Source organism: Pseudomonas sp. (assembly GCF_037994325.1).
In the GTDB taxonomy this organism is placed as follows: Bacteria; Pseudomonadota; Gammaproteobacteria; order Pseudomonadales; family Pseudomonadaceae; genus Aquipseudomonas.
In genome coordinates, this window is sequence record NZ_JBBNAH010000736.1 from 1 (window position 1) to 22607 (window position 22607).

General features: G+C 59.0%; 25 protein-coding genes. 13 read left to right on the forward strand and 12 right to left on the reverse strand.

The genetic code is table 11. From position 1 onward, the window contains the following. The coding region (locus AAAB16_RS24505; protein WP_340665694.1) for a hypothetical protein at positions 1 to 1357 on the reverse strand (1357 nt) is incomplete at its 3' end. A 230-nt stretch (positions 1358 to 1587) separates the two neighbouring features. Here AAAB16_RS24505 and AAAB16_RS24510 point away from each other — a divergent pair. After that, complete coding sequence (locus AAAB16_RS24510) at positions 1588 to 2571, forward strand: TerC family protein (protein ID WP_340665695.1); 984 nt, start codon at positions 1588 to 1590, stop codon at positions 2569 to 2571. A gap of 61 nt (positions 2572 to 2632) precedes the next feature. Then, complete coding sequence (locus AAAB16_RS24515) at positions 2633 to 2932, forward strand: hypothetical protein (RefSeq protein WP_340665696.1); 300 nt, start codon at positions 2633 to 2635, stop codon at positions 2930 to 2932. 12 nt (positions 2933 to 2944) lie between these two features. Here the strand turns inward: AAAB16_RS24515 and AAAB16_RS24520 are convergent, their stop codons facing one another. Continuing rightward, complete coding sequence (locus tag AAAB16_RS24520) at positions 2945 to 4189, reverse strand: acyl-CoA dehydrogenase family protein (protein ID WP_340665697.1); 1245 nt, start codon at positions 4187 to 4189, stop codon at positions 2945 to 2947. After that, the gene (locus tag AAAB16_RS24525) at positions 4189 to 4431 is read right to left on the reverse strand and encodes a hypothetical protein (protein ID WP_340665698.1); all 243 of its coding nucleotides are present in this window, start codon (positions 4429 to 4431) and stop codon (positions 4189 to 4191) included. The genes AAAB16_RS24520 and AAAB16_RS24525 overlap by 1 nt, the downstream gene beginning before the upstream one ends. A 163-nt stretch (positions 4432 to 4594) precedes the next feature. On the opposite strand from AAAB16_RS24525, the gene sfnG reads away from it, so the two are divergent. From sfnG to AAAB16_RS24560, 7 genes are all read left to right on the forward strand, one after another. After that, positions 4595 to 5692 (forward strand): dimethylsulfone monooxygenase SfnG, encoded by a 1098-nt coding sequence (gene sfnG, locus AAAB16_RS24530; protein WP_110613763.1) that lies wholly within the window; start codon positions 4595 to 4597, stop codon positions 5690 to 5692. A 10-nt stretch (positions 5693 to 5702) separates the two neighbouring features. Then, on the forward strand, positions 5703 to 6884 hold the full coding sequence (locus AAAB16_RS24535; RefSeq protein WP_340665699.1) for an AMP-binding protein: 1182 nt from the start codon (positions 5703 to 5705) through the stop codon (positions 6882 to 6884). Beyond that, entirely contained in the window at positions 6881 to 7666 is a 786-nt protein-coding gene (locus AAAB16_RS24540) for an ABC transporter ATP-binding protein (protein WP_340665700.1), read from the forward strand. Before AAAB16_RS24535 ends, AAAB16_RS24540 begins: the two co-directional genes overlap by 4 nt. Before the next feature lie 86 nt (positions 7667 to 7752). Beyond that, complete coding sequence (locus AAAB16_RS24545) at positions 7753 to 8634, forward strand: branched-chain amino acid ABC transporter permease (protein WP_340665701.1); 882 nt, start codon at positions 7753 to 7755, stop codon at positions 8632 to 8634. Positions 8635 to 8645: 11 nt separating this feature from the next. Then, entirely contained in the window at positions 8646 to 9713 is a 1068-nt protein-coding gene (locus AAAB16_RS24550; RefSeq protein WP_340665702.1) for a branched-chain amino acid ABC transporter permease, read from the forward strand. A gap of 81 nt (positions 9714 to 9794) precedes the next feature. Further along, positions 9795 to 11120 (forward strand): ABC transporter substrate-binding protein, encoded by a 1326-nt coding sequence (locus AAAB16_RS24555; protein WP_340665703.1) that lies wholly within the window; start codon positions 9795 to 9797, stop codon positions 11118 to 11120. 66 nt (positions 11121 to 11186) lie between these two features. Further along, positions 11187 to 11975, forward strand: a complete 789-nt coding sequence (locus tag AAAB16_RS24560) for an ABC transporter ATP-binding protein (protein WP_340665704.1) — start codon at positions 11187 to 11189, stop codon at positions 11973 to 11975. A 1-nt stretch (position 11976) separates the two neighbouring features. Here AAAB16_RS24560 and AAAB16_RS24565 read toward each other — a convergent pair whose 3' ends face one another. Then, positions 11977 to 12147 (reverse strand): hypothetical protein, encoded by a 171-nt coding sequence (locus AAAB16_RS24565; protein ID WP_340665705.1) that lies wholly within the window; start codon positions 12145 to 12147, stop codon positions 11977 to 11979. Positions 12148 to 12195: 48 nt separating this feature from the next. Between AAAB16_RS24565 and AAAB16_RS24570 the strand changes: the two genes are divergently transcribed. From AAAB16_RS24570 to AAAB16_RS24580, 3 genes are all read left to right on the forward strand, one after another. Continuing rightward, entirely contained in the window at positions 12196 to 12489 is a 294-nt protein-coding gene (locus tag AAAB16_RS24570) for a hypothetical protein (protein ID WP_340665706.1), read from the forward strand. Between the two features lie 14 nt (positions 12490 to 12503). Further along, complete coding sequence (locus AAAB16_RS24575; protein ID WP_340665707.1) at positions 12504 to 13256, forward strand: SGNH/GDSL hydrolase family protein; 753 nt, start codon at positions 12504 to 12506, stop codon at positions 13254 to 13256. Positions 13257 to 13457: 201 nt separating this feature from the next. Next, a complete protein-coding gene (locus tag AAAB16_RS24580; protein ID WP_340665708.1) occupies positions 13458 to 15083 on the forward strand; it encodes a methyl-accepting chemotaxis protein in 1626 nt (541 codons plus the stop codon). 23 nt (positions 15084 to 15106) lie between these two features. On the opposite strand, the gene AAAB16_RS24585 is transcribed toward AAAB16_RS24580, so the two are convergent. Genes AAAB16_RS24585 through AAAB16_RS24600 form a run of 4 tightly spaced genes read right to left on the reverse strand, consistent with a single transcriptional unit; the run spans position 15107 to position 17933 of the window. Next, entirely contained in the window at positions 15107 to 15835 is a 729-nt protein-coding gene (locus AAAB16_RS24585; RefSeq protein ID WP_340665709.1) for an amino acid ABC transporter ATP-binding protein, read from the reverse strand. Then, a complete protein-coding gene (locus AAAB16_RS24590) occupies positions 15822 to 16472 on the reverse strand; it encodes an amino acid ABC transporter permease (RefSeq protein ID WP_340665716.1) in 651 nt (216 codons plus the stop codon). Before AAAB16_RS24590 ends, AAAB16_RS24585 begins: the two co-directional genes overlap by 14 nt. Further along, a complete protein-coding gene (locus AAAB16_RS24595) occupies positions 16469 to 17134 on the reverse strand; it encodes an amino acid ABC transporter permease (RefSeq protein ID WP_340665710.1) in 666 nt (221 codons plus the stop codon). The genes AAAB16_RS24590 and AAAB16_RS24595 overlap by 4 nt, the downstream gene beginning before the upstream one ends. Before the next feature lie 13 nt (positions 17135 to 17147). Next, positions 17148 to 17933, reverse strand: a complete 786-nt coding sequence (locus AAAB16_RS24600; RefSeq protein ID WP_340665711.1) for a transporter substrate-binding domain-containing protein — start codon at positions 17931 to 17933, stop codon at positions 17148 to 17150. 273 nt (positions 17934 to 18206) lie between these two features. Between AAAB16_RS24600 and AAAB16_RS24605 the strand changes: the two genes are divergently transcribed. After that, entirely contained in the window at positions 18207 to 18911 is a 705-nt protein-coding gene (locus tag AAAB16_RS24605) for a FadR/GntR family transcriptional regulator (protein ID WP_110613777.1), read from the forward strand. An 18-nt stretch (positions 18912 to 18929) separates the two neighbouring features. Here the strand turns inward: AAAB16_RS24605 and AAAB16_RS24610 are convergent, their stop codons facing one another. From AAAB16_RS24610 to AAAB16_RS24625, 4 genes are all read right to left on the reverse strand, one after another. Further along, positions 18930 to 20201 carry an alpha/beta fold hydrolase gene (locus AAAB16_RS24610; RefSeq protein ID WP_340665712.1) on the reverse strand — a complete coding sequence of 424 codons (1272 nt, stop codon included), beginning with the start codon at positions 20199 to 20201 and terminating at the stop codon, positions 18930 to 18932. A gap of 98 nt (positions 20202 to 20299) precedes the next feature. Continuing rightward, complete coding sequence (locus AAAB16_RS24615; RefSeq protein WP_340665713.1) at positions 20300 to 20425, reverse strand: hypothetical protein; 126 nt, start codon at positions 20423 to 20425, stop codon at positions 20300 to 20302. 440 nt (positions 20426 to 20865) lie between these two features. Next, on the reverse strand, positions 20866 to 21735 hold the full coding sequence (locus AAAB16_RS24620) for an alpha/beta hydrolase (RefSeq protein WP_340665714.1): 870 nt from the start codon (positions 21733 to 21735) through the stop codon (positions 20866 to 20868). Further along, on the reverse strand, positions 21728 to 22607 hold an 880-nt coding region (locus AAAB16_RS24625), incomplete at its 5' end, for an LLM class flavin-dependent oxidoreductase (protein ID WP_340665715.1). The genes AAAB16_RS24625 and AAAB16_RS24620, both read right to left, overlap by 8 nt.

The following is a 22607-nucleotide window of genomic DNA, read 5'->3' on the forward strand; positions in this document are numbered from 1 at the left end:
TGGTCAACTTCAGCACCTCGTTGCTCTGCTGGTTCCACCACCAGGCTAGGGTGCGCGTGCCAAAGGTGTTGGCGTGGTAGTTCCATACCCACCAATCGCCATGGCCGCGCGATACGTTGAGCTGGCCGTGAAAGGTGCGCAGGGTAATGCTGCGTTTGGGTTGGGTGACCAGTAGGCGGGTTTCCTGGCGCAGTTCGCTGCCAAAGCCATCGAGCACGGTCTTGGTAGTTGCTCCCGTCAGCACGTTGAAGCGCCAGGCCAGCAGTACGGTTTCCTGGTAGCCGGTATCTTCCAGATTCTGTCGCGCACCTTCGCTAAACAGCAGAATTTCATCGCCGCCCAAGTAGGCAGTGGCGGCGCGCAATTTGTAGCCTTCGGCGGGCAGTGCGCTGGCGACAATTGCTTGCTGTGGCTGCTCGGTTTGCCAGAGCCAGCACAGCGGGCCGTTGTGTTGCATAAACAGCAAACGGCCAGGGCCGAAGGGCAGGATGGTCAGTTCATCGGCGTAGGCAAAAATCACCTCGCTGGTGTGCGCGGTAATTCGCCAGATACGTGTGAGTGGCTCGGGCTCGTACAGGCGCTGGCGTTCGAACAGCTCGTTGCCTATCACCACGCACGCTGGTTCAAATTCGGGCCACTGCTCGTCCGCTGGGCCGAAGCGCTGAATGTCATCGCCCTGGCAAATTTCGTATTCATAGCGGTCGTCGCGGCTGTAATCGCCACGCTTCACCTGGCGTTTCCACAGGCTGCGCTGGGTGTTGGCGTAGAGCAGTTGCAGGTCGGCACCGTCAACGTCCTCGCGCTGTTCGAGCATGTCGCGCTCCACTGGCGGCCACTGGTTGTAATCAATCAGAAAGCATTGCCACCGCCCCTCATCCTCCTCGGTGATTGCAGCCCAGCCGTTGCGGTAGTTGTGCTCATGCACGTAGGTGGGGCCAGGGTAGTCGTGCACGTCTTGCAACCATTTCAGCTTGCTGCGCTGGGTTTTGGTTTTTTTAGTTGTGCGGGCGGCAGGCGCTTGCGGCTCGATCAGGGTAGGTGTCAGCGCCAGTTCGTCGCGCGCATGTTGCCAGTGCAAGGCAAACGCTTGGCGTTGCTCGGTAGGGATGATGACGGGGCGGTAGTCATCGGCACCGGTGTCGAGATTCCACAGGTCGTAGCCCTGAGCCAACAGAAGGGGCGCCAACGCTTGCAGGCAGACCTCAGGCATTTGGTTGTCTAGTTCATCGCGCAATGCTTCGAACGATGCGCCGTTAAACAGCGTGATGGCGGGGTAGTAGTGCTGGAACAGGGCTAGTAATTCAGCGCCAGGCAGCTTCCAGTCGATATGAATCAGTGGCGCGAAAGCGGGTGGCATCACGGTTACCGTCCTGGAGATTGTGTGTTCGCCCATCTTAGCGGCAGCCCGCCAGGCAGAGCTACTTGGCCGCGTCGCCGGTGTGCCGCTGAGACACTTTGCAAAGAGTGAAGGCTTGAGCGTTATGCCCAGGCTGCTAAATTGGCGCGGCGACGCCGGGCCCCTCTGACAGCTTTTTTAGCTGCCATGTCGGAGTTGCAGTTTGTACAACTTCGACTTAGGAGGGGCTTATGAGCACCCTAGAACCGTTCTTCATGGCCGAGTTCCTCGGCACCGCCACCTGGTTGTGGCTGGTCTTTATCACCATCGTTATCAGCCTGCTGGTCTTCGACCTCGGGGTGCTGCACCGTGAGCACCGCGAAATCGGCGTGAAGGAAAGCTTGTTGCTTTCGGCCGGTTACATCAGCGCCGGCTTGCTGTTTGGCTTGTGGATTTGGCAGGTAAAAGGCGACACCGCCGGTATGGATTTCTACACCGGTTTTCTTATTGAGAAGTCGTTGTCGATGGACAACGTCTTCCTTATGGCGATGATCTTCAGCTTTCTTTCGATCCCGCGTAAGTACCAGCACGAGGTGCTGTTCTGGGGCATTCTCGGGGTGATTGTGCTGCGCGCCATTATGATTGGCCTGGGTGCAGCGCTGATTGCTGAGTTCGACTGGATTCTCTATGTGTTCGGCGCCTTCCTGCTGCTGACCGGCGTAAAGATGCTGTTCAGCAAGGTCGACGATCATCCCGATCTGGCCGAAAACACATTGGTGAAATTCCTGCGCCGGCATATGCGCGTCACCGAGCGTTTGCATGAAGGGCGCTTCTTTGTCCGTCAGCCGGACGCCGCCGGGCGCAACGTGTTGTGGGCCACGCCACTGCTATTGGCACTGGTGCTGATCGAGTGCGCTGACTTGGTGTTTGCCGTGGACAGCGTGCCGGCGATTTTCGCCATCACCCAAGACCCGTTTATCGTCTACACCTCGAACATCTTCGCGATTCTTGGCCTACGCGCCTTGTACTTCGCCTTGGCGGCGATGATCCATCGCTTCGCCTACCTCAAGTACGCCCTGGCGCTGGTGCTGGTGTTTATCGGCTGCAAAATTTTCCTGGTCGGCATCATCGGCAAAACCCCTCCGGTGATTTCCCTCAGCGTAACGCTCGGCCTGTTGGCTGGCGGCGTGCTGCTGTCGCTGTGGAAAACCCGCAACGCTGCCGCCTCCACTTAACACTCAACACCACCTTTTTTGCCCCGGTTTGCCGGGGCATTTATCACCGTTGGAGAACCCTATGAATGTTTTATCAACTGCCGGTCTGGCGCTTGTAGCCTTGCTTGGCATCACACTGGCAGGCTGCGATGCCGCTGAAGAATCCGCGCAAAAACTCACCGACAAAGCCGCCCAGGCGGCTCAGCAACTGGCCCGCGAAGCGGTGAGCGATACCGTCACCGCCTTAAACGAACAGATTGATCAGGCGCAAAAATCGACCAATAAGCTGCTGGGTAAACCTGAAGACGACGCGGCAGACGACACACCCAAGCGCGAAACCGAGGCACCACCGGCCTCGGTCAATGAGGGCGTCGAAACCTAAGCCCGCTTGCGCTTACTGCTGCTTTGAGCCACCGCCGATTTGCCATACATACGGCGGTTCGGTGGCGTTGATTTCCCAGTCGCCGATGATGCGTTCTTTGTAAATCAGCGGGTTGTGGTTGGCCGCAGTGCGGGCGTTACGCCAGTGGCGGTCGAGGGATTTACTGGTACTGGTGGCTGAGGCGCTAAGTGCGTTAAACAGGTCGCTGGTGGCGCGCAATACCAGTTCAGCGATGGCCACCTGGGCCTGCGCCGATTGCAGTTCGGCGGCGATATTGGCTTGTTTTTCTGCTTCCGCATCGCTGCCAAAACGCGCCAGGTACGCCTGTTGCGCCGGCTGGGCGGCGCGAATGGCCGCCGCTTCCGCGGCGTACACCTGGGCCGAGGCTTTACCCACTACCTGCTGCACTTGCACATCAAGATGCACGGCGCTGGCATTACCCGTGCTGAAAATGCGTGTGCGTTTGCGCACTTCTTCTGCGGTGTCGCGAATGGCGGCGCGGCCGCTACCGGCCAATACGGCAAGTAGCACCAGTTGGTAAAACGCAGTCTGGTATTTAAAGCGGCTATCGAACTCGTAGATATGCTCGGCCTCCACCACGGCATTTTCAAACACCGACGTACCGCTGCCGGTGGTGCGCTGGCCAAAGCCATCCCAGTCGTCACTTTGCTTGATGCCTGGTTGGTTGGTGCGCACGGCGGCAATCACATGCACATCGTCGGCTTCGCGCTGGGCGAAGAGGTCGATCCAGTCGGCAAAGATGCTGCCGGTGCTGTAGTACTTGGTGCCGTTGACCAGCCACTGGCCATCGCGTTCTGTCACCTTGGTGATGACATCGCCAATCTTCACCGCACCTACTTCGGTCCAGGCATTGCCGACTAATTCGCCATCGACAAAGCGCTTAAACCAGGTTTCTTGTGAGCTGCTGGCGTGGGCGTTGAGGCGGTCTTCGACAAAGGCAAAGTGACCGCGCAAGGCCTGGGGCAGGTTGGAGTCGGCGGTGGCCAGTTCAATCAAAAGCTCTAGCAGTTGCGGCAACGAGGCGCCCGCGCCGCCAAATGCGGTGGGCACGCGCACGGCGCCAAAACCGGCTTCTTTTAACCAACTGATCGCGTCGAACGGCAGGCTGCGGCTTTGCTCACGCTGCACAGCGCCTTCGGCGATACGCGCAAAAATAGGCCGGAAGCGCGCGGCCAACTGTTCATAGTCGGTACCTGTGGAGAGGGCGGCGGGGAGGTGCTGTTGCTGTACGGTCATCACAAATTCCTTGAAGGGTGCAGGTGATGGTTCCAGTAACCATCGTTAGCCACCCTATTGCACAGGCTGTGCCGTACCGCGCAGCCCAGTAACCACGGGGCTTTGCTCTGCGCTTGTGGGTGGTTTTCCTGTTGGTCAGCACGCAACTTGTTGCCCAGGTGTTCGCCTGGCAACAGTTGCGCTTGGCACCGGCGCGACACGCGATGCTGCTGTTTAACCTTCAACTGTTGCTGGGCAGACATTTGATCAGCAGGTTGCGGCTTACAGAACAGCAACGGCTCACACTTCAATCACACAACGCATTGATAAATAACGATAAAAAACTTTGGCATGGTTGCTGCTCTAGGTCTGGTATGGCCGCCACACCGGGGGCCCAGCCCCATACAGTTACTGGAGTACATGCCAATGAGCCAAGCCACTATCAAATTCGCCTACTGGGTGCCGAATGTCAGCGGCGGTCTGGTGGTCAGCAAAATCCAACAGCGCACCAGCTGGGATATCGACTACAACCGCAAACTGGCGCAAATCGCCGAAACCGCAGGCTTTGAATATGGCCTGACACAGATCCGCTTTACCGCCGGTTATGGCGCCGAGTACCAGCACGAGTCAGTCGCCTTTAGCCACGCCTTGCTGGCCGCCACCACTAAATTAAAAGTCATTGCCGCCGTATTGCCCGGGCCATGGCAGCCGGTGTTGCTGGCTAAACAGATCGCCACCATCGACCAGCTCACCAATGGCCGCGTGGCGGTAAATATTGTCTCCGGCTGGTTTAAAGGTGAGTTCACCGCCATTGGCGAGCACTGGCTGGAACACGACGAGCGCTACCGTCGTTCGGAAGAATTTATCCGCGTCCTTAAAGGCATCTGGACCCAAGATAACTTCACCTTCCGTGGCGACTTCTACCGCACCAACGAGTACACCCTGAAACCCAAACCCATTCAGCAGCACCCGGAAATCTTCCAGGGCGGCAGCTCCCGTGCTGCTCGCGATATGGCCGCGCGTGTGTCCGATTGGTACTTCACCAATGGCAATAGCGTGGAAGGCATCAAGGCGCAGGTCGACGATATCCGCGCCAAGGCGGCGGCCAATAACCACCAGGTCAAAATCGGCGTTAACGCTTTTATCATTGCCCGCGACACCGAGGAAGAAGCCCGCGCCGTGCTGGCCGAGATCATCGATCAAGCCGACCCAGAAGCGGTCAATGCCTTTGGCGATGCCGCCAAGCAAGCCGGTAAAGCTAGCCCTGAAGGTGAGGGCAACTGGGCCAAGTCCACCTTCGAAGATCTGGTGCAGTACAACGACGGTTTTAAAACCAACCTGATCGGCACGCCCAAGCAGATTGCCGAGCGCATTGTTGCGCTTAAGGCCGTGGGGGTGGACTTGGTGCTTAGTGCCTTCCTGCACTTCCAGGAAGAGGTCGAATACTTCGGCAAGCATGTGCTGCCGTTGGTGCGCGAACTTGAAGCCAAACAATCGGCTAGCAAACCCTTGGAAGTGGCCTGAGGGCAGGGCGATGAGCAGCGTGCAGCCCACCGATAACCGCGAGCAGGAGCCTGACAGTTTGCCCGCCTGGCTGCAGCATCAAGCGCGGCGCCAGGCCAGTGGTATTGCCTTGCGCCATAAGCACCTGGGCATTTGGCAGGTGCGTAGCTGGGGGCAGGTGGCGGATGAAGTGCGCAGCCTGGCGAGCGCGTTGCAACAGCGTGGTTTTGCGCCGGGGGCGAGTTTATTGGTGCTTAGCCGACCACGCCCGGAAGCGTTGCTGCTGGCCTTGGCCGCGCAGTGGCTGGGCGGCGAAGCGGCGTTGCTCGATCCACTGCAACCGGGGGAGCCACAAGCCGCGCTATTGGCTGAGCTGCAAACGCAGTACGTGTTTGCTGAGGGCCTGGCCGAGCTGCGCCGCTTGCAAGCGGTCGGTAGCACGCCAGATGTGCTGCTGTATGCCGATGGCCGCGGCGTGGTGGGCGACTCCGCCGGCGCTGCGGCGCTGAGTTATCAGGCGTTGTTGGCCGAGGGCGGCAGTGGCGCTGTAACCGTGTTGGCCGGTATGGAACAAACCGCCTTTGCCCTGTATCGCCAAGCTGCTTCTGGCGAGTTGCAGTGGCAACGCATCAGCCATGGCGAGTTGCTGCAGCACGGCGCGCGCCTGGTACAGCGCGAACAGCTTGGCCGCCACGAAGAAGCCCTGGCGGCTCGCGCGTTTGCCGCAGGCGGGCAGGCGCGTTACCTGCTCGCGCCCTGGTTGATTGCCGGCTTTCGCCTGAATTTTCCCGAGAACCTTGCCACCCGTGATCACGACCGCCGCGAGCTCGGTCCAACCCTGGTCGCCGGTACACGCGACACCTATGCACGCCTGCACGCTCAGGTGCTAGCGCGTTTACCAGAGCCAGGCAGTTGGCGTCGGCGCCTGGTGGACTGGGCGCTACAGCCTGAACCGGGCATCTGGCCGCGCAGCGTGGGGTACTGGCTGATACGGCGGCCCTTGCGTGACGTGTTGGGTTTTAGCCGCACCCGCGCGCCGTTATTGGTGGGCGAACCGCTGGACGAGGATGTGCAGGCGTTTTTTCACGCGCTGGCCATCGACGTACGCACCTGGCCAGACCCCGCGCAGTGGCAAAGCCCGCAGCGCCGTCCACAGGTGGCCGCTTGGAACAACGTCGGTAGTGCGCTTGCCGCACAAGGAAACGGGCTATGACGCTTGAAGCTGCACGTGCTCCGCTATTGGAGCTGAACAATATCTCCCTGTCGTTCAAGGGCGTAAAAGCCATCACCGACATCAGCTTTGCCGTGGCGACCGGAGAAATCTGCGCGCTGATCGGCCCCAATGGCGCCGGCAAAAGCTCGCTGCTTAACGTGATCAACGGCGTGTATCACGCTCAGCAAGGCCAGGTGCGTTATGCCGGTGAACTGCGCCAGCGCATGCGTCCCCACGATGCGGCGGTGCGTGGCATTGCCCGCACCTTTCAGAACATCGCGCTGTTTAAAGGCATGAGCGTGCTCGACAACGTGCTTAGCGGGCGCAACCTCAAACGCCGTAGCAGTTGGCTGGAACAGGCGTTGCGCATAGGTCGCGCACCACGTGAAGAAGATCAGCAACGGCACGCAGCGGAACGCATTATCGAGTTTTTGCATATCCAGCCGTGGCGCGAAGCCATCGTCGGCAAACTGCCCTATGGCCTGCAAAAGCGCGTGGAGCTGGCCCGTGCATTGGCCGCCGAGCCGCGTTTGTTGTTGCTGGACGAGCCCATGGCGGGCATGAACGCTGAAGAAAAGGCGCAGATGAGCGGTTTTATCGTCGATATCAACCGCGAGTTCGGCACCACCGTGGTGTTGATCGAACACGACATCGGCGTGGTGATGGGCATTTCCGACCACGTAGTGGTGCTCGATTACGGGCGCAAAATTGGTGACGGCCCGCCAGCGGAAATACAGCGTAACCCCGAGGTGATTGCGGCCTATCTCGGCACGCGCCACTAACCGTTTTAAACCGTTCACAACGGCTGCCTTGCCGGGCGGCCAGGCTTCGCTCGTGTGTAACTCTCGCTGGTAAGTCAGGAACCACCATGGAATTTTTCTTTGAAGTGCTGATTGGAGGGCTGTTGGCTGGGGTGATGTATGCCTTGGTCGCCATTGGCTTTGTGCTGATCTACAAGGCCTCGGGCGTATTCAATTTCGCCCAGGGGGCCATGGTGCTGTTTGCGGCACTGACCTTTGTCAGCTTGTTGGAGCGTGGTGTGCCGTTTTGGTTGGCGTTTGTGCTGACCTTGGCCGTGATGGTGCTGTTGGCGCTGGCCATCGAACGGGTGGTATTGCGGCCGTTGGTAAACCGCTCACCGATCACCTTGTTTATGGCCACCCTTGGCCTGTCTTACGTGATTGAAGGGCTGGCTCAAGCACTGTGGGGCGCGCAGGTGCATGGCCTGGACCTGGGCATCAGCGATGAGCCACTGGAACTGGGCGGCATGTTGCTCTCGCAATTCGATATTTTCGCGGCGGTAACCGCCGCCGTGCTGGTGGCCGTGTTGTCGCTGCTATTCAACAAAACCCGCATGGGTTTGTCGCTGCGAGCGGTGGCTGACGACCCGTTGGCCGCGCTGGCGGTAGGCATTCGCTTGCCGCACATCTGGGCGATTGTCTGGTCGGTCGCCGGCTTTGTCGGCCTGGTCGCCGGGTTGCTGTGGGGTGCCCGTTTGGGCGTGCAGTTTTCCCTGTCGTTGGTGGTGCTCAAAGCACTGCCGGTGCTGATTATTGGCGGCTTTACCTCGGTCACTGGGGCGATTGTCGGCGGGCTGATTATCGGCGCCAGCGAGAAGCTCGCTGAGGTGTATATCGGCCCGATCATCGGCGGCGGCATCGAAAACTGGTTCCCCTATGTGCTGGCCTTGCTGTTCCTGCTGGTGCGTCCGGCTGGGCTGTTTGGCGAGCGCGCCATAGAGCGGGTGTAAGGAGCTGCATGATGTTCTATCAAGAAGGTGGGCAATTCAGTACCCGTTACGCCCAAGCCCGCCGAGTGTTTCGCTTGCGCCAGGACCGTATCGGTGTGCTGCTGTTGCTGGTGTTCAGCGCCATCGGCGTACCGTTTTTGGGCAACGACTATTGGTTTAGCGCCATCCTTATTCCGTTTCTGGTGCTGTCGCTGGCTGGGCTTGGGCTGAATTTGCTCACCGGCTATGCCGGGCAATTGTCCTTGGGTTCGGCGGCGTTTATGGCGGTCGGAGCCTTTGCTACCTACAACATCGACTTGCGCGTTACCGGCCTGCCGTTGCTGTTGGATATTGCCTTGGGCGGTGTGTGCGCGGCCCTGGTGGCGTTGCTATTTGGCCTGCCCAGTTTGCGCATCAAGGGTTTTTATCTGCTGGTGTCGACCCTGGCCGCGCAGTTCTTTGTGCAGTGGGCTCTCACACGCTTTAGCTGGTTTTCCAATAACGACGCTTCGGGGGTGATCAGCGCGCCGCCGCTGCTGATTTTTGCTACCGATTTCGGCTCGCCGGTGGGGCGTTATCTGCTCACGTTGGGCGTGGTGCTGGCCATGTTTTGGCTGGCCAGCAACCTGGTACGCAGTGAGCTGGGGCGCAACTGGATGGCGGTGCGCGATATGGACACAGCCGCCGCGGTTATCGGCATTCCCTTGCTGAAAACCAAGCTGCTGGCTTTTGCCATCAGCGGCTTTTTCCTTGGCATTGCCGGCGCGTTATGGGCGTTTATGTATTTGGGCACGGTAGAACCCCACGGGTTCGACCTGAACCGCTCATTTCAGATCCTGTTCATCATCATTATTGGCGGCCTGGGCAGCTTGCTCGGCAACGTTCTGGGCGCGGCTTTTATCGTGCTGTTCCCGATTTTGCTCTCGAACGTGGCGGCGTTGCTGCCGCCTGGGCTGATTGAAGCCGGCCAGATCGAGAACCTGCAAAAGATGGTGTTTGGCGCACTGATCATCTTTTTTCTGATTAAGGAGCCCGAGGGCCTAGCACGCCTCTGGCAGAAATTTCGCGAGCGCGCACGGCTATGGCCGCTGCGCTACTGAGCGAACCGCAACCCCGGCGGAACGTGCTCCGCCTGCCGAACCTCAACCTCCGTTGACCACCGTTTTTACAAGGACACTTGCATGTTCAAACCAACTTTCTGGGGCTCCCTGGCCTTGGCCGTTAGCCTCACCACTGGGGCAGTTAGCGCCCACGCCGACAACGAGCAGTACTTTCCGCTGCAAAGCTACCGGGTTGGGCCTTATGCCGCTGGCGGCACCGGTTTTTTTGGCGGCTTTATCGACTATATGAAGTACGTCAACGCCAATGGCGGCGTAAATGGCGTGAAACTGACCTGGAGCGAGTGCGAAACCGAATACGTAGTGGAGAAGGGCGTGGAGTGCTACGAGCGCCTGAAGAAAGGCTTGAACGGTGCGCCGGCAGCCGCCACCAACCCGCTGTCGGTGGGTATTGCCTACGCCACATTGGAACGCTCGACGGCCGACAAACTGCCGCTGATCACCATCAACCATGGCCGCACCGACTCCACCGATGGCAGCGTGTTCCCCTATGTCTTTCCGCTGCAGCTGAACCCTTATTCAGAGGTGTCGGCGATCATCAACTACATCGGCCAACGCAGCGGCGGCTTGGAAAAACTGCAGGGCAAGAAGATCGTCACGCTGTACCACGGTTCACCGTACGGCAAAGAAACCAACGAAGTGCTGCAAACCCTGGCCGACAAATACGGCTTTGAACTGACCCTGCTGGAAGTGCCGCACCCCGGCAACGAACAGCAGTCGCAGTGGTTAAACATTCGCCGCGCCAAACCGGACTGGGTGATTCTGCGTGGCTGGGGGGTGATGAACCCAGTGGCGCTGAAAACCGCGCAGAAAGTGGGTTTTCCGGCGGACCATATCATCGGCAATATCTGGAGCAACTCGGAAGACGACGCGGCCCCGGCAGGCGCTGCCGCCAAGGGCTATATCGCCATTACCACCCATCCTTCGGGCATCGATTTCCCTGTGTTGCAGGGCATTAAAAAGGACGTGGTGGACAAGGGCCAAGGCGACCTCGCCGACCCTAAACGCTTTGGCAACGTGTACTACAACCTCGGCGTGGTAAACGGCATTCTTAACGTTGAAGCACTACGTATCGCCCAGGAAAAATACGGCAAACAACCGTTGACCGGCGAGCAAGTCCGTTGGGGTTTCGAACACCTAAAACTGGATGATGCTCGCCTTAAAGAACTCGGCGCGCTGGGCCTGGTGCAGCCGCTGCAACTGTCTTGCTCCGACCACGAAGGCGGCGGCGCCGTGCGCTTTCAGCAGTGGGACGGCAGCCAGTGGAAGCTGATCAGCGACTGGGTACAAGCCGACCGTGCGCTGTTGCGGCCAATCATCGAGGCCTCGTCGAAAAAATACGCCGCCGAAAAAGGCATCACCCCGCGTGATTGCAGCAAAGAGTCCTGATTTGGCAAACGGCCGGAGGGCTTAGGCACTTCGGCCGTTAAGGCTACTTATCCGAGGAGCAAAACCATGAGCGACAGCCCGATTTTGCAGGTGCAAGGCATTGAGGTGCTGTATGAGCAGGCGATTCTGGCCGTGCGCGGGGTGTCTCTGCAGGTGGCTAAGGGGCAAATTGCCGTGTTGTTAGGCGCCAATGGCGCCGGCAAAAGTAGCACGTTAAAGGCTATTTCCAATTTGCTGCGGGCAGAGCGGGGCGAGGTGATGCAGGGGCGTATTCACTACAACGGCCGCGACATTACCCACAGCACTGCGGACCGTTTAGTGCGTGACGGCCTGGTGCAAGTATTGGAGGGTCGCCACTGCTTCGCCCACCTGACCGTGGAAGAAAACCTTATGACCGGTGCCTTCGCCAGGCGCATTTCACGCCGGCAACTGCACGACGAGTTGGAACAGATTTACACGCAATTTCCACGGCTGGAACTGCGCCGCAAAAGCCTTGCCGGTTACACCTCTGGCGGCGAACAACAAATGGTCGCCATCGGCCGCGCATTAATGGCCAAGCCGCAACTGGTGCTGCTGGACGAACCTTCGATGGGCCTGGCACCGCAGATTGTCGAAGAAATATTCACCACCATCGGCCAACTCAATCGCGAAGCCGGTGTGAGCTTTTTGATCGCCGAACAGAACATTGCCGTGGCCTTGGAATATGCCCACTACGGCTACGTACTAGAGACCGGCAGCGTAGTCAGACAAGGTACCGGCGCCGAGTTGGCCGCACTGGATGACCTGCACAGTTTTTATCTGGGCGGCCAACCGGCAACGGCAAACGCCGAGGGTGTGCAACTGCCGGCCAACTAGCTCACTGAGCGATTTCCGCAGGCCGCTCGAGCGTCGACGTATCTTGCTTGTCGCTGTGCAGGTACTGGATAAAGCTCGCCAGGCGCAGATAGTCGAGGGTTTCCATAGGCTGTTGTTCGGCACTGGCCGCATGATTTTTGCCATTGTGTTCAGACGCGGGTTGACAGTTCATCACTTGCTCCAAATACTGTATGCATAACCAGCTTACAGAGATTCGGATATGTCTTTCAACCTCAGCCAGCTTCCTGTCGACCAACGTGCCGCCATTCAGCAGCATCGCCAATGCTGCTTTGAAAACTACCAACAGCAGTTGCAGTTAGATACGCAGCTGGCCGTAGACGTGGCGTGGGAGTTCAGCCGCCTGCTCGGCGCCCGCGGCGAGAAAAAAGCCGCATGGCGAGATTGGGTACGCCAGCAACTGATTGAGCTGGACGATCCGCTCTTAGTGGCCAGACTCAAGCAGCGACTTAACGGCTATATGCGCGGAGCAGGGCAGAGCAACCCGCCTGCCTGACCAGGTGAACCACGATGCGTGAAGTGCTGATCAAAATCCTCCTGGCGCCGCTTTTGCTGCTGCAAGGCCTGTATGTGCGCCGTATAACGCCGAAGTTACCCGAGCCCAGTGGCGAGCGTAGCGGCGTAAGTGGCAACGGCCCGCACATGCGTTTGTTGGTGCTGGGCGACTCGGCAGCTGCTGGTGTCGGCGTGCCGGAACAAGCGCAAGCATTAACCGGCCAGTTGGTCGCTAACCTGGCGCAAGACTATCGCGTGTCATGGAAGCTGCTCGCCCAATCCGGTTTAGACACCGCGCAGGTTATGGCGCGGGTCGAGAGCACCGCTACCGAGCCGTTTGATGCGGTGCTGGTGTCGGTCGGCGTAAACGATGTAACGGGTGGGTTGTCGGCTCAAGACTGGGCAATCGCCATGCACAGGCTGCTTGATTTGCTGTTGTGGAAGTATGGGGCTCGGCACGTGCTGCTAGCGCCAGTGCCGCCGATGCATCTATTTCCCGCATTGCCGCAACCGCTGCGTTGGTACCTGGGCCGACGTGCCAAGCAATTCAACCTGGCCCTGGCGCAGTTAGCGCGATCACGCATGGACTGCCGCCTGCAGCAAAGCAATCTGAGCGTGCGTGACGGCATGCTGGCCGCTGACGGTTTTCACCCCGGTGCTTCGGTTTATACGCAGTGGGCAGACGATTCAGCAGCAACCTTGCGCAGCTTTTTTACTGACCCGGTTTCCCTTGGCGGCCGCGTGGTTGCGGCACCACCAGCCGCCTAAAGGCTAAAAAGAGCATAACTCGCCACTGGTTTCGCTGGCTGTGGGGCGGTTTTCACCGGGGGCGAACACGCTGAGGCGAACAATATTGTTCGTTGATCGCCCAGCTACGGCGACCTTGCCCTCAAGCTTTCTAGCAATGTGGGGGTAGGCAGGAAATGATGACGCGCAGCGCACGCTGCCATTTTTCCTGGAGTTCTCTCGATGTTCCCTCACCTTAAAGTCCGCACCGGCATGGTCGCCGTATTGGTTCTGTTCGTTGTCGCCTTGCTGCTATCAACGGTGAACAATTGGTCGGCAGCGGTACGCAGCCATGAGCAAATTGTTCAGCTCGACCAGGCGACCAAGCAGATTGACGGCATTAACAATGCGTTGCTGCTGGCCATTCGTACCAGCGCAAATGTGTCCTCGGCCTTTATTGAAGCGGTCGGCGGTCACCGTGAGGAAGCAGAGGCGCGTATTGGCCGCAGTGAAGTGATCTGGGCAGAAGCCATCGCCAAGATCAACTCGGCGACCGCCGATATCACCGACCCGGTGCTCAAGGGCCTTGCCGATGACCTTAAGAACGCTTTTGACGAATATGGCCGGGCAATAGTCGGCCAGCGAGCCGCCGCTCGCGCGCAATCCGCTACCGATTACTTTCAGGTGAACATTGCCGCCGGTAATGGCATGACCAATTTGCAGGCGATTCGGGTCAAGTTGGTCGGCGAGTTGGATCAGCGCAGCAAGATGGTGGTCATTCAGTCCGCCGAGCGACTGGCATTGGCACAAACCCTGTCTATTGGCGTGGTGGTGATTACGTTGGTGTTGGCGGTGCTCTGCTGGATATTTATTTCCGCCCGAGTGCTGCGTCCCTTGCGTGATGCCGGTGAGCATTTCAAACGCATTGCCGATGGCGATCTGACCCAAGCCGTCGTGGTGACCAGCCACAATGAAATTGGCGAATTGTTCGCCGAGCTGCAACGTATGCAGAGCATCCAACGCGACACGCTAAATCTCATCGCGGGTTCAGCCACGCAACTGGCCTCGGCAGCCGAACAGCTGAATGCCGTGACCGAGGAAAGCAATCGTGGCCTTCAGCAGCAAGATCAGCAGCTTGAACAAGCCGCCACTGCGGTTAATGAAATGACCAGCGCCGTCGAAGAGGTGGCGCGCAATGCGGTATCTACCTCGCAAGCGGCCACAGCCTCTGACAGCCTGTCGCAAAAGAGCCGGCAGCAGGTGCGAGAAAACATCGAAGGCACAAAGTCGATGAGTGCGGACATCCAGAGCAGTGCTGAGCGTATTCAAAATCTGGCCAGCGAAGTGCGCAATATCGGCAAGGTGCTGGATGTGATTCGCGCGGTGTCGGAGCAGACCAACCTACTCGCGCTGAACGCGGCCATCGAAGCGGCGCGGGCCGGGGAGGCGGGCCGAGGCTTTGCCGTGGTGGCTGATGAGGTGCGCACGTTGGCCTATCGCACCCAGGAGTCGACGCGCGAAATCGAGCAAATGATCAGCAGTGTGCAGAGCAATGCCGAGCAGGCCGTTGGTGCAATGCAAGCCAGTACCACGAAAGCGCAGGATGCGTTGCAGATGACCCAGGCAAGCGGCGACGTGTTGGAGGAAATATTTGCCGCCATCAGCCAGATCAACGAGCGCAACCTGGTGATTGCCAGTGCGGCGGAAGAGCAGGCGCAGGTGGCCCGCGAAGTCGACCGCAACCTGGTGGCGATTCGTGATCTGTCGGCGCAGTCTGCCGAAGGTGCTCAGCAAACCAACGCCGCCAGTCATGAGTTGTCGCGGTTGGCGGCGGAACTTAGCGGCCTTGTTGGGCGTTTTCGCACCTAAGCCGCCTGATCCGCCGTAACGCCTTAAGCAATACTGCCAATAAAGTTCGCCAGCTCCGGCGTTGCCGGGGCGCTGAACAGGTCTTTCGGCGCACCCACTTCATGCACGCGGCCCTGGTGCATAAACACCAGTTTGTCGCCCACTTCGCGGGCAAAGCGCATTTCGTGGGTGACCATAATCAGCGTCATGCCTTCTTTGGCCAGTTCACGCACCACGCTGAGTACCTCATTAACCAACTCCGGGTCGAGCGCCGAGGTGATTTCGTCGCACAACAGCACGCGCGGCGACATGGCTAAGGCGCGGGCAATCGCCACGCGTTGCTGCTGCCCGCCAGACAGTTGCTCGGGAAAGGCATTGAATTTGTCCGCCAGGCCTACGCGTTCGAGCATCTTTTCCGCTAATCGGCGTGATTCCGCGCGGTCAGTTTTCTTCACCACCTGCGGCGCAAGCATGACGTTTTCGCCCACGCTCAGGTGCGGGAACAGGTTGAACTGCTGAAACACCATGCCGACCCTTTGCCGCAGCGCGCGCAGGTCTGAGCGTTGCGCGTCGAGGTATTGGCCGTCGACTTCAATCACGCCGTCGTTGATCGACTCCAAGCCGTTAAGGGTGCGCAGCAGGGTGCTTTTACCCGAGCCGCTGCGGCCGATAATGGCCACCACTTCGCCTTCCTCAACCTTGAGGTCAACGCCTTTAAGCACGTGGTTAGGGCCGTAGTATTTGTGCAGGCCAGTGATACTAAGCAGCGACATGCAGCCTCCTTTCAAGGTAACGGGCGCCCATCGAGAGCGGGAAGCACAACAGGAAGTAGCCCAGGGCAATCAGGCCGTAGACCAGGAAGGGTTCAAAGGTGGCGTTGGCGATCATGCTGCCGGTCTTGGTCAGTTCGGTGAAGCCGATGATGGACGTGACGGCCGTGCCCTTGACCACCTGCACCGAGAAACCCACGGTGGGCGCCACAGCAATGCGCAACGCTTGCGGCAAAATCACGTAGCGCAGTTGTTCGAAACGGTTCAGCGCCAGGCTGGCTGAGGCTTCCCACTGGCCCTTGGTGACTGACTCCACACAACCGCGCCAGATTTCAGCCAGATAAGCACTGGTAAATAGCGTTAGCGCCACCGCCGCCGCCATCCACGCCGATACCTCGACGCCGAGCAAGGCGACGCCAAAGAACACCAAAAACAACTGCATCAGCAGCGGCGTACCTTGGAACAGCTCGATGTACCCACGGGCCAAAATGCGCAATGCAGCCAGTTGAGAAATGCGCGCCAACATCACCAACAGCCCGGCCACGCCGCCGCAAACAAACGCCACCACGGACAGCAGCACCGTCCATTGCAGGCCGGTGAGCAGGTTGCGGATGATGTCCCACAAGGTGAATTCCATCAGCGTCTCCCCACAATCACGTAGCGGCCCACCAGGTTCAATACTTGGCGCAGACCGATGGCCATCACCAGGTAGAGCAGGGTGGTCAGCAGGTAGGTTTCAAAGGCGCGGAAGTTGCGCGACTGAATAAAGTTGGCGGCAAACGACAACTCTTCAGTAGCAATCTGCGAGCACACCGCCGAACCCAGCATGACGATGATGATTTGGCTGGACAGCGCCGGCCACACCTTGGCCAGCGCCGGGCGTAGCACCACATGGCGGAAGATTTCGTAGCGGGTCATGGCCAGGGCCGACGCTGCTTCGATTTGCCCAGCGGGAATGGCCTGGATGCCGGCGCGGATAATTTCCGTGGAATACGCGCCCAGGTTAATCACCATGGCCAACGAAGCGGCTTGCCATTCGTTCATGCGCACGCCAAGCGCGGGCAGGCCGAAAAAGATAAAGAACAACTGCACAATAAAAGGCGTGTTGCGGATCAGCTCCACATAGCCGCTAAACAGCCAGTTGAAGGGGCGCACGTGCCAGGCGCGCATCACCGCGCCAAGCACGCCGATCGCGACCCCGGCAAACACGCCAATGGCCGTCAGCTCCAGGGTGAACAACGCGCCCTTAAGCAGTTGGTCACCGTGGGCCAGCACCGCGGCAAAGTCGAATTGATAGGCCATCAGGCTAGGCCGCTCAGAGGTCAGCTGGCAGCGGTTGTTTCAACCACTTTTCAGCGATGCCACTGAGGCTGCCGTCAGCCTTGGCGGCGGTCAGAATGCCGTTCACTTTTTCCAGCAGCGCCGGCTGTTCTTTGGCTACGCCGACATACACCGGGGAGTCCTTCAGTTTCAGTTTCAGCACCGGTACTTTCTTCGGGTTTTTCTCCGCGATGGCGCTCATTACCACGCTGCCACTGGCGATCAAATCGACCTGGCCAGACAGGTAGGCGGCGATGGTCGAGTTGTTGTCTTCAAAGCGTTTGATGGTGGTGCCTTCCGGAGCCACAGCACTCAGCTCCATGTCTTCAATGGCGCCGCGGGTCACGCTGATGGTTTTGCCTTTCAATGCATCGGTGTTGGCGATCTCGGCTTCAGCCGGGCCAAACACGGCGAGATAGAAGGGCGCATAGGCCTTGGAGAAGTCGATCACTTTTTCCCGCTCCGGGTTTTTGCCCAAGCTGGAAATCACCAAATCGACCTTACCGGTGGTGAGGAAGGGGATACGGTTGGTGCTGTTAACCGGTGTCAGCGCCAGCTTCACGCCGAGCTTGTCGGCAATCATTTTGGCAGTGTCGATATCCAGGCCACGGGGTTGCATATCCGGGCCCACCGAACCGAACGGCGGGAAGTCTTGCGGTACGGCCACTTTCAGCGTGCCGCTGGCCTGGATATCGGCGAGGGCATCGGCATTGGCCACTGAATGCACAAAGGCACCGCTGGCGATAAAGGCAGAGAGCAGCAAGTGACGAACTATACGCATGGGATAAGCCTCGTGGCGTCGCAAGAAAGAGTGCAATGGCGATAGCACAGGGCATGCCAGTTTCTTGCGAACAGCCAATGCGTGACCGTCCAGTCGTTGATTCTCAAGGTCTTACTGGTCTGAACAGTTGAGGCTTCCTGATTGATCCGTCAACTTTTAATTGCACCCAAGCAGGGCAAGGGTTTCAGCGATAGTTCCAGGCTGGTGCGTGACTTGCGCCCCAGGCAAAAACCAGCGTAAAAAGCAGCTACTTCTTCTGACTGGTCTGAACAGATGGCCGATACAGCAGTACGTGGCGCGGTGCCAGAACAGGCCCTGCAAGCCATTCAAAAGCTGATCCGCGAGGGCGGCTACCAACCGGGCGATGCCTTGCCATCGCAGCGCGATTTGGCCGAGCGCCTGGGCGTCAGTCGCGCGTCTCTGCGTGAGGCATTGTCATCGTTAAGTGCGTTAGGGCTAGTTAGCGTGCAAGCCGGGAAGGGCGTGTACGTGCAGTCCACCTTGGTAGCCAGTGGCACGACCGCCAAGGCATTCTCCTGGCCGTACGCCGAGCAGGTATCTGCCGTTGACACCTTCCAACTGCGCTACGTACTTGAAGGCTTTGCCGCCGGCCGCGCCGCCAGCACCCTGACGGCATTGGACATTGATGAGCTGCACGACAACGTCGAAGCCATGCGCTTGGAACTGCGTGCCCAACACTTCGAAGCCGCCGCGCGCTTGGACTTCGAATTCCACCGACGCCTGCTGCAAGCCAGCGGCAATCTGGCCATCGAACACATCATCAGCGCCAGCGAATCAGTATTTCTGGAAAGCCAAAAGCTGCCGTTTATTCGCCCCGAACGGGCGATGGAAACCTGGCAAGAGCACCGCAAAATCCTGCGTCACCTGGCCCGTCACGCCAACGACCCCGCGCGCAAGGCCATGCAGGAGCACATTCGCAATGCGGCTTCGCGCACTGGGATTATTTTTCCTATCTAGATAGAAAACGCTCGCGCTTCAGCCTTCACAGCCTTGGTTAGGCAGACGCTGCAACGCGCGATCGAGTAATTGTTTGGTGCGTTTGCTGTGCAAAATGCTGAGGTGATCTTCGTTCAACAGGTAAATCTGGCGCGCTTCATCTTGCGCACTGTTGCGTAGCTCACTGGTCAGCGGAACCACGCCGTCGTTGGGTTCCGGCAATAAGCGGCTGTTGCCGGCGTAACTGACCAGCAGCCACTGGCGAATATGGGCAGGCAAGGGGGAGGCAAACAGCTGCTGCAAATAGTTGCTGCCCGGCGCCATGTCCTTCCATACCGGTACTTCGAGCGGCACGTTTTGCAAGCCGGATGCGGCTGAAGGGTGACCATCCCAAGGCGTCGACAAGGTGACGAACAAACACACCGATTGCGCGTTCTCCTCGCCGAGCATTTGCAGCGCCCGGCGCGCCACCAAACCACCCATGCTATGGGCGATTACATGCAGGCGAGTAGGCGCATAGCGGCGCTCGATATCGTGAATACCAACACTCAGCATATAGGCGCTGTTGTTAAGCGGAACGCCGCTGGGGTAGTGGAAAAGCACCAGTTGGAAACGCTGGGTATCGATATTGGCGGCGACGTCCTGCCAATCGCTAGGCGAGGAGTTGATGCCATGTACCAGGAAGATGGGTTCCTTGGCGTTGTCCCAGGGGGCCAGCAGATACAGGCCGTAGCCGATATCACGCAAAAAAGTGAGTGGTTGCCAGGCGCCCAGCTGAGTGCTTGCCAGGCTGAAGCGGGGGTCGTTGAAGCTAACCGGTTGCAGATAGTTGCGCTGCATGCGCGGCTGTTCACGGTGGAGCACTTCCAACCTTAAATCTATCGCTGGCGCCTGCGCGAGATCGCGTTCGCGCAGCGCAATAAGGTTGCCCTGGCTCAGGCGTTTGCGGGTGGCCGCATCGGGTTGCACATGCAGCGGCACGCTCCGGGCGTTGGCGACCCATTGCCGAGGTTCGTCGGGGTCGAGGGTGAAATTGCCGTTGCGGTCATCGAAGGCCACTAGTTGGTAGGCGCCTGGCGCCTCGGTGAAATAGAAGTCTTCACCGGGTGCGGCAATCCGGTAGGTAAGTAGTTTGCCCTGCGCATCGAGCAGCGCGATTAACGCACTGCGGCCAGAGTCGCTGCCGGTCAATTGCCCAACTATCAGCACCAGCTCCGCTCTGGCCTGCTGCATTTCGCGGTCGACCTTAAATAGGCCGCACCCAGCGTTGGTTGCCAGCAGCACCGCGAGCCAGATGCGCAGCGTATTCATCTGTTGCCTATCTGTGTTTTGCCGCAACAGCGTGAGCCATTGCCTGCGCTATTGGGCAGAGGCGAAATACCTAAACCGAATACGATTAAAAAACGTGATCAGCCCGCGGCAAACACCTTGCCCATGGCAGTGCCAAACGCCGCTTTCCCCGCGAACAACAGGCTCACCAATAATAGAGCGCAGGCCACCAGCGCACCGGTGATGGCGGCAGTTGTAATGATCATTCGGGATATTGGAGGGAGTTTAGCCAGCCGTTGGATATCCGCTATGCAATAGGCAAAGCATTAAAAACCCTAGGCAACAAGCCGTTGATGAACCGTAGCGGTGGGGGGATATCTGTTTAACAACAAGCCATCTGATGTCCCTTCAGTACATAGATAATTTAACATAATATACATTATGCGAATATCCTTACTAGGAATGCAGCAACGCCCTACAGATATTTTTCAGATGTGACCACCAGAGGTTTACGCGACACCTTATTAAACAGCTTGTAGGGATTCGCACCATTGCAAGCAGATGAGTTCTGGAGGCGCTTTATCACCCAAGGCGATGTGATCGACCAGTGTCAGCTGCTACGAGCGCGCCAGCAGCTTTGTCGCCCTGTTTCGTAAAGCACTTGGCACCTCGCCGGGGCTGTACATGGCGCAGCGGCGTGAGGGCTTTATACCGCCGTGGTGGATTCTTTCTGAATCTCCACCTGGGCCAACAGCGCCAGTAAATGCCCGATCACCAATCCCGGCTGCTCAAGCTGAATCTGGTGGGCGGTGCCTTCCAATACCGCAAACCCTGCGTTGGGGATTTTCTGTTGCAGCGCTCGGCCACCTTCAGGTGGCGTAAGGCGATCCCCTTCGCCGGAAAGTATCTGTACGGGCACGTTGAGCTGGGCGAGTTGCGCTTCGGGAATCCAGTGGGTTTGGCTAAGCAGTGCTTTGAAGACGTGCAGTTTGTTCCGTTCGGTCAGTTTCTCTTCGTAGGCCACCAACGCGCGGTCGGTGTTGGGGTGCCAGGCGGCTTCGCGGAAGCCTTTGGCGAGTAAGGGGCGTAGCAGTTCCAGAATCCAGGCAGGCAGTTTGAGCAGCGGGCTGCGGCCTTTGGGGGATTGCAGTTGGGTGCCAAGCAGTAGCACAGCGGCCACGGTGTTAAGGCTGTTCTGTTCGCGCAATTTGGCGAGGGTGCTGAGGGTTAAGGCGGTGCCAAATGAGTGGGCGATGAGGATATTTTGTTCGGTATCGAAGCGTTGAAAAATAGCCAGTTGGTCGGCCACCAATTCGTCCCAGGCGTAGGCGCTGGCGGCTTTGGGTTTGTCGCTGGCGCCGTGGCCGAGCAGGTCCCAGGCCACCAGGTTGTAGCCGGCCAGGCGTGGGTCTTGCCAGAGGAAACGCCATTGGTCTTGATTACCACCGCCACCATGGGCGAAGAACAAGGTGGCGGCCTCCTCTGAGGCCTGACGATGGGTAACGTTTAAAAAGCGGCCAGGGCGAACTTCAAGACGTTGGCCGTGTATGACGGGGGCTACGAGTGGCTCAGCCATGTGCGGTTTCCTTCTGCGGTTTTGGGTTGGCGGCCAGCCCCAAGTTGTCTCGCAAGGTACGGCCAGTGTAGTGGGTGCGGAACAAGCCGCGGCGCTGCAGTTCGGGAATCACGAGGTCCACGAAGTCGTCCAGCCCGCCCGGCAACCAGGGCGGCATCACATTAAAACCATCCGCCGCGTGGCCGTGAAACCAGGCTTCCAGGCAGTCGGCGATATCGCCGGCGGTGCCGGCTACGGCGAGATGACCACGGGCATTGGCGATGCGTTGATACAACTGGCGGATGCTCAGGTTTTCGTTGCGGGCCAGTTCCACTAACAACTGCTGACGGCTGCGGCCGGATTCGGTGACGGGCAATTCAGGCAGCGGTCCATCCAGCGGGTAACGGGACAAATCGGTGCCGCCCGCCACGTCGGACAGTAACGACAAACCCACCTCCGGCTGCACCAAGCGTTGCAGCAAGCCTTGGCGGTCTTCGGCTTCAGCGCGGCTGCGGCCAATGATTGGCAAAATGCCGGGCATGATTTTCACGCGGTCAGGGTCACGCTGCTGTTGGGCCACGCGTCGTTTGATATCGCGGTAAAACACTTGAGCGCCGGCAAGCGTTGGCTGGGCAGTAAACACCACGTCGGCGCGCTGCGCGGCGAACGCCCGACCGGCCTCGGAATCCCCCGCCAGCACTTGCACCGGTTGCACGCCCTGCTCCGCCCATTGTGCCGTCACCTGCTGGTGAAACTGTTGCGCCTGGCGGTAGCGCTCGGCATGGGTGAAGTGCTGGTCGCGACCAAAATTAAAGGCTTCCTGGGCGTTGCTGGATGTCACCAAATTCCAGCCGCAGCGCCCGCCACTTAGGGCTTGCAGCGAACGAAAACTC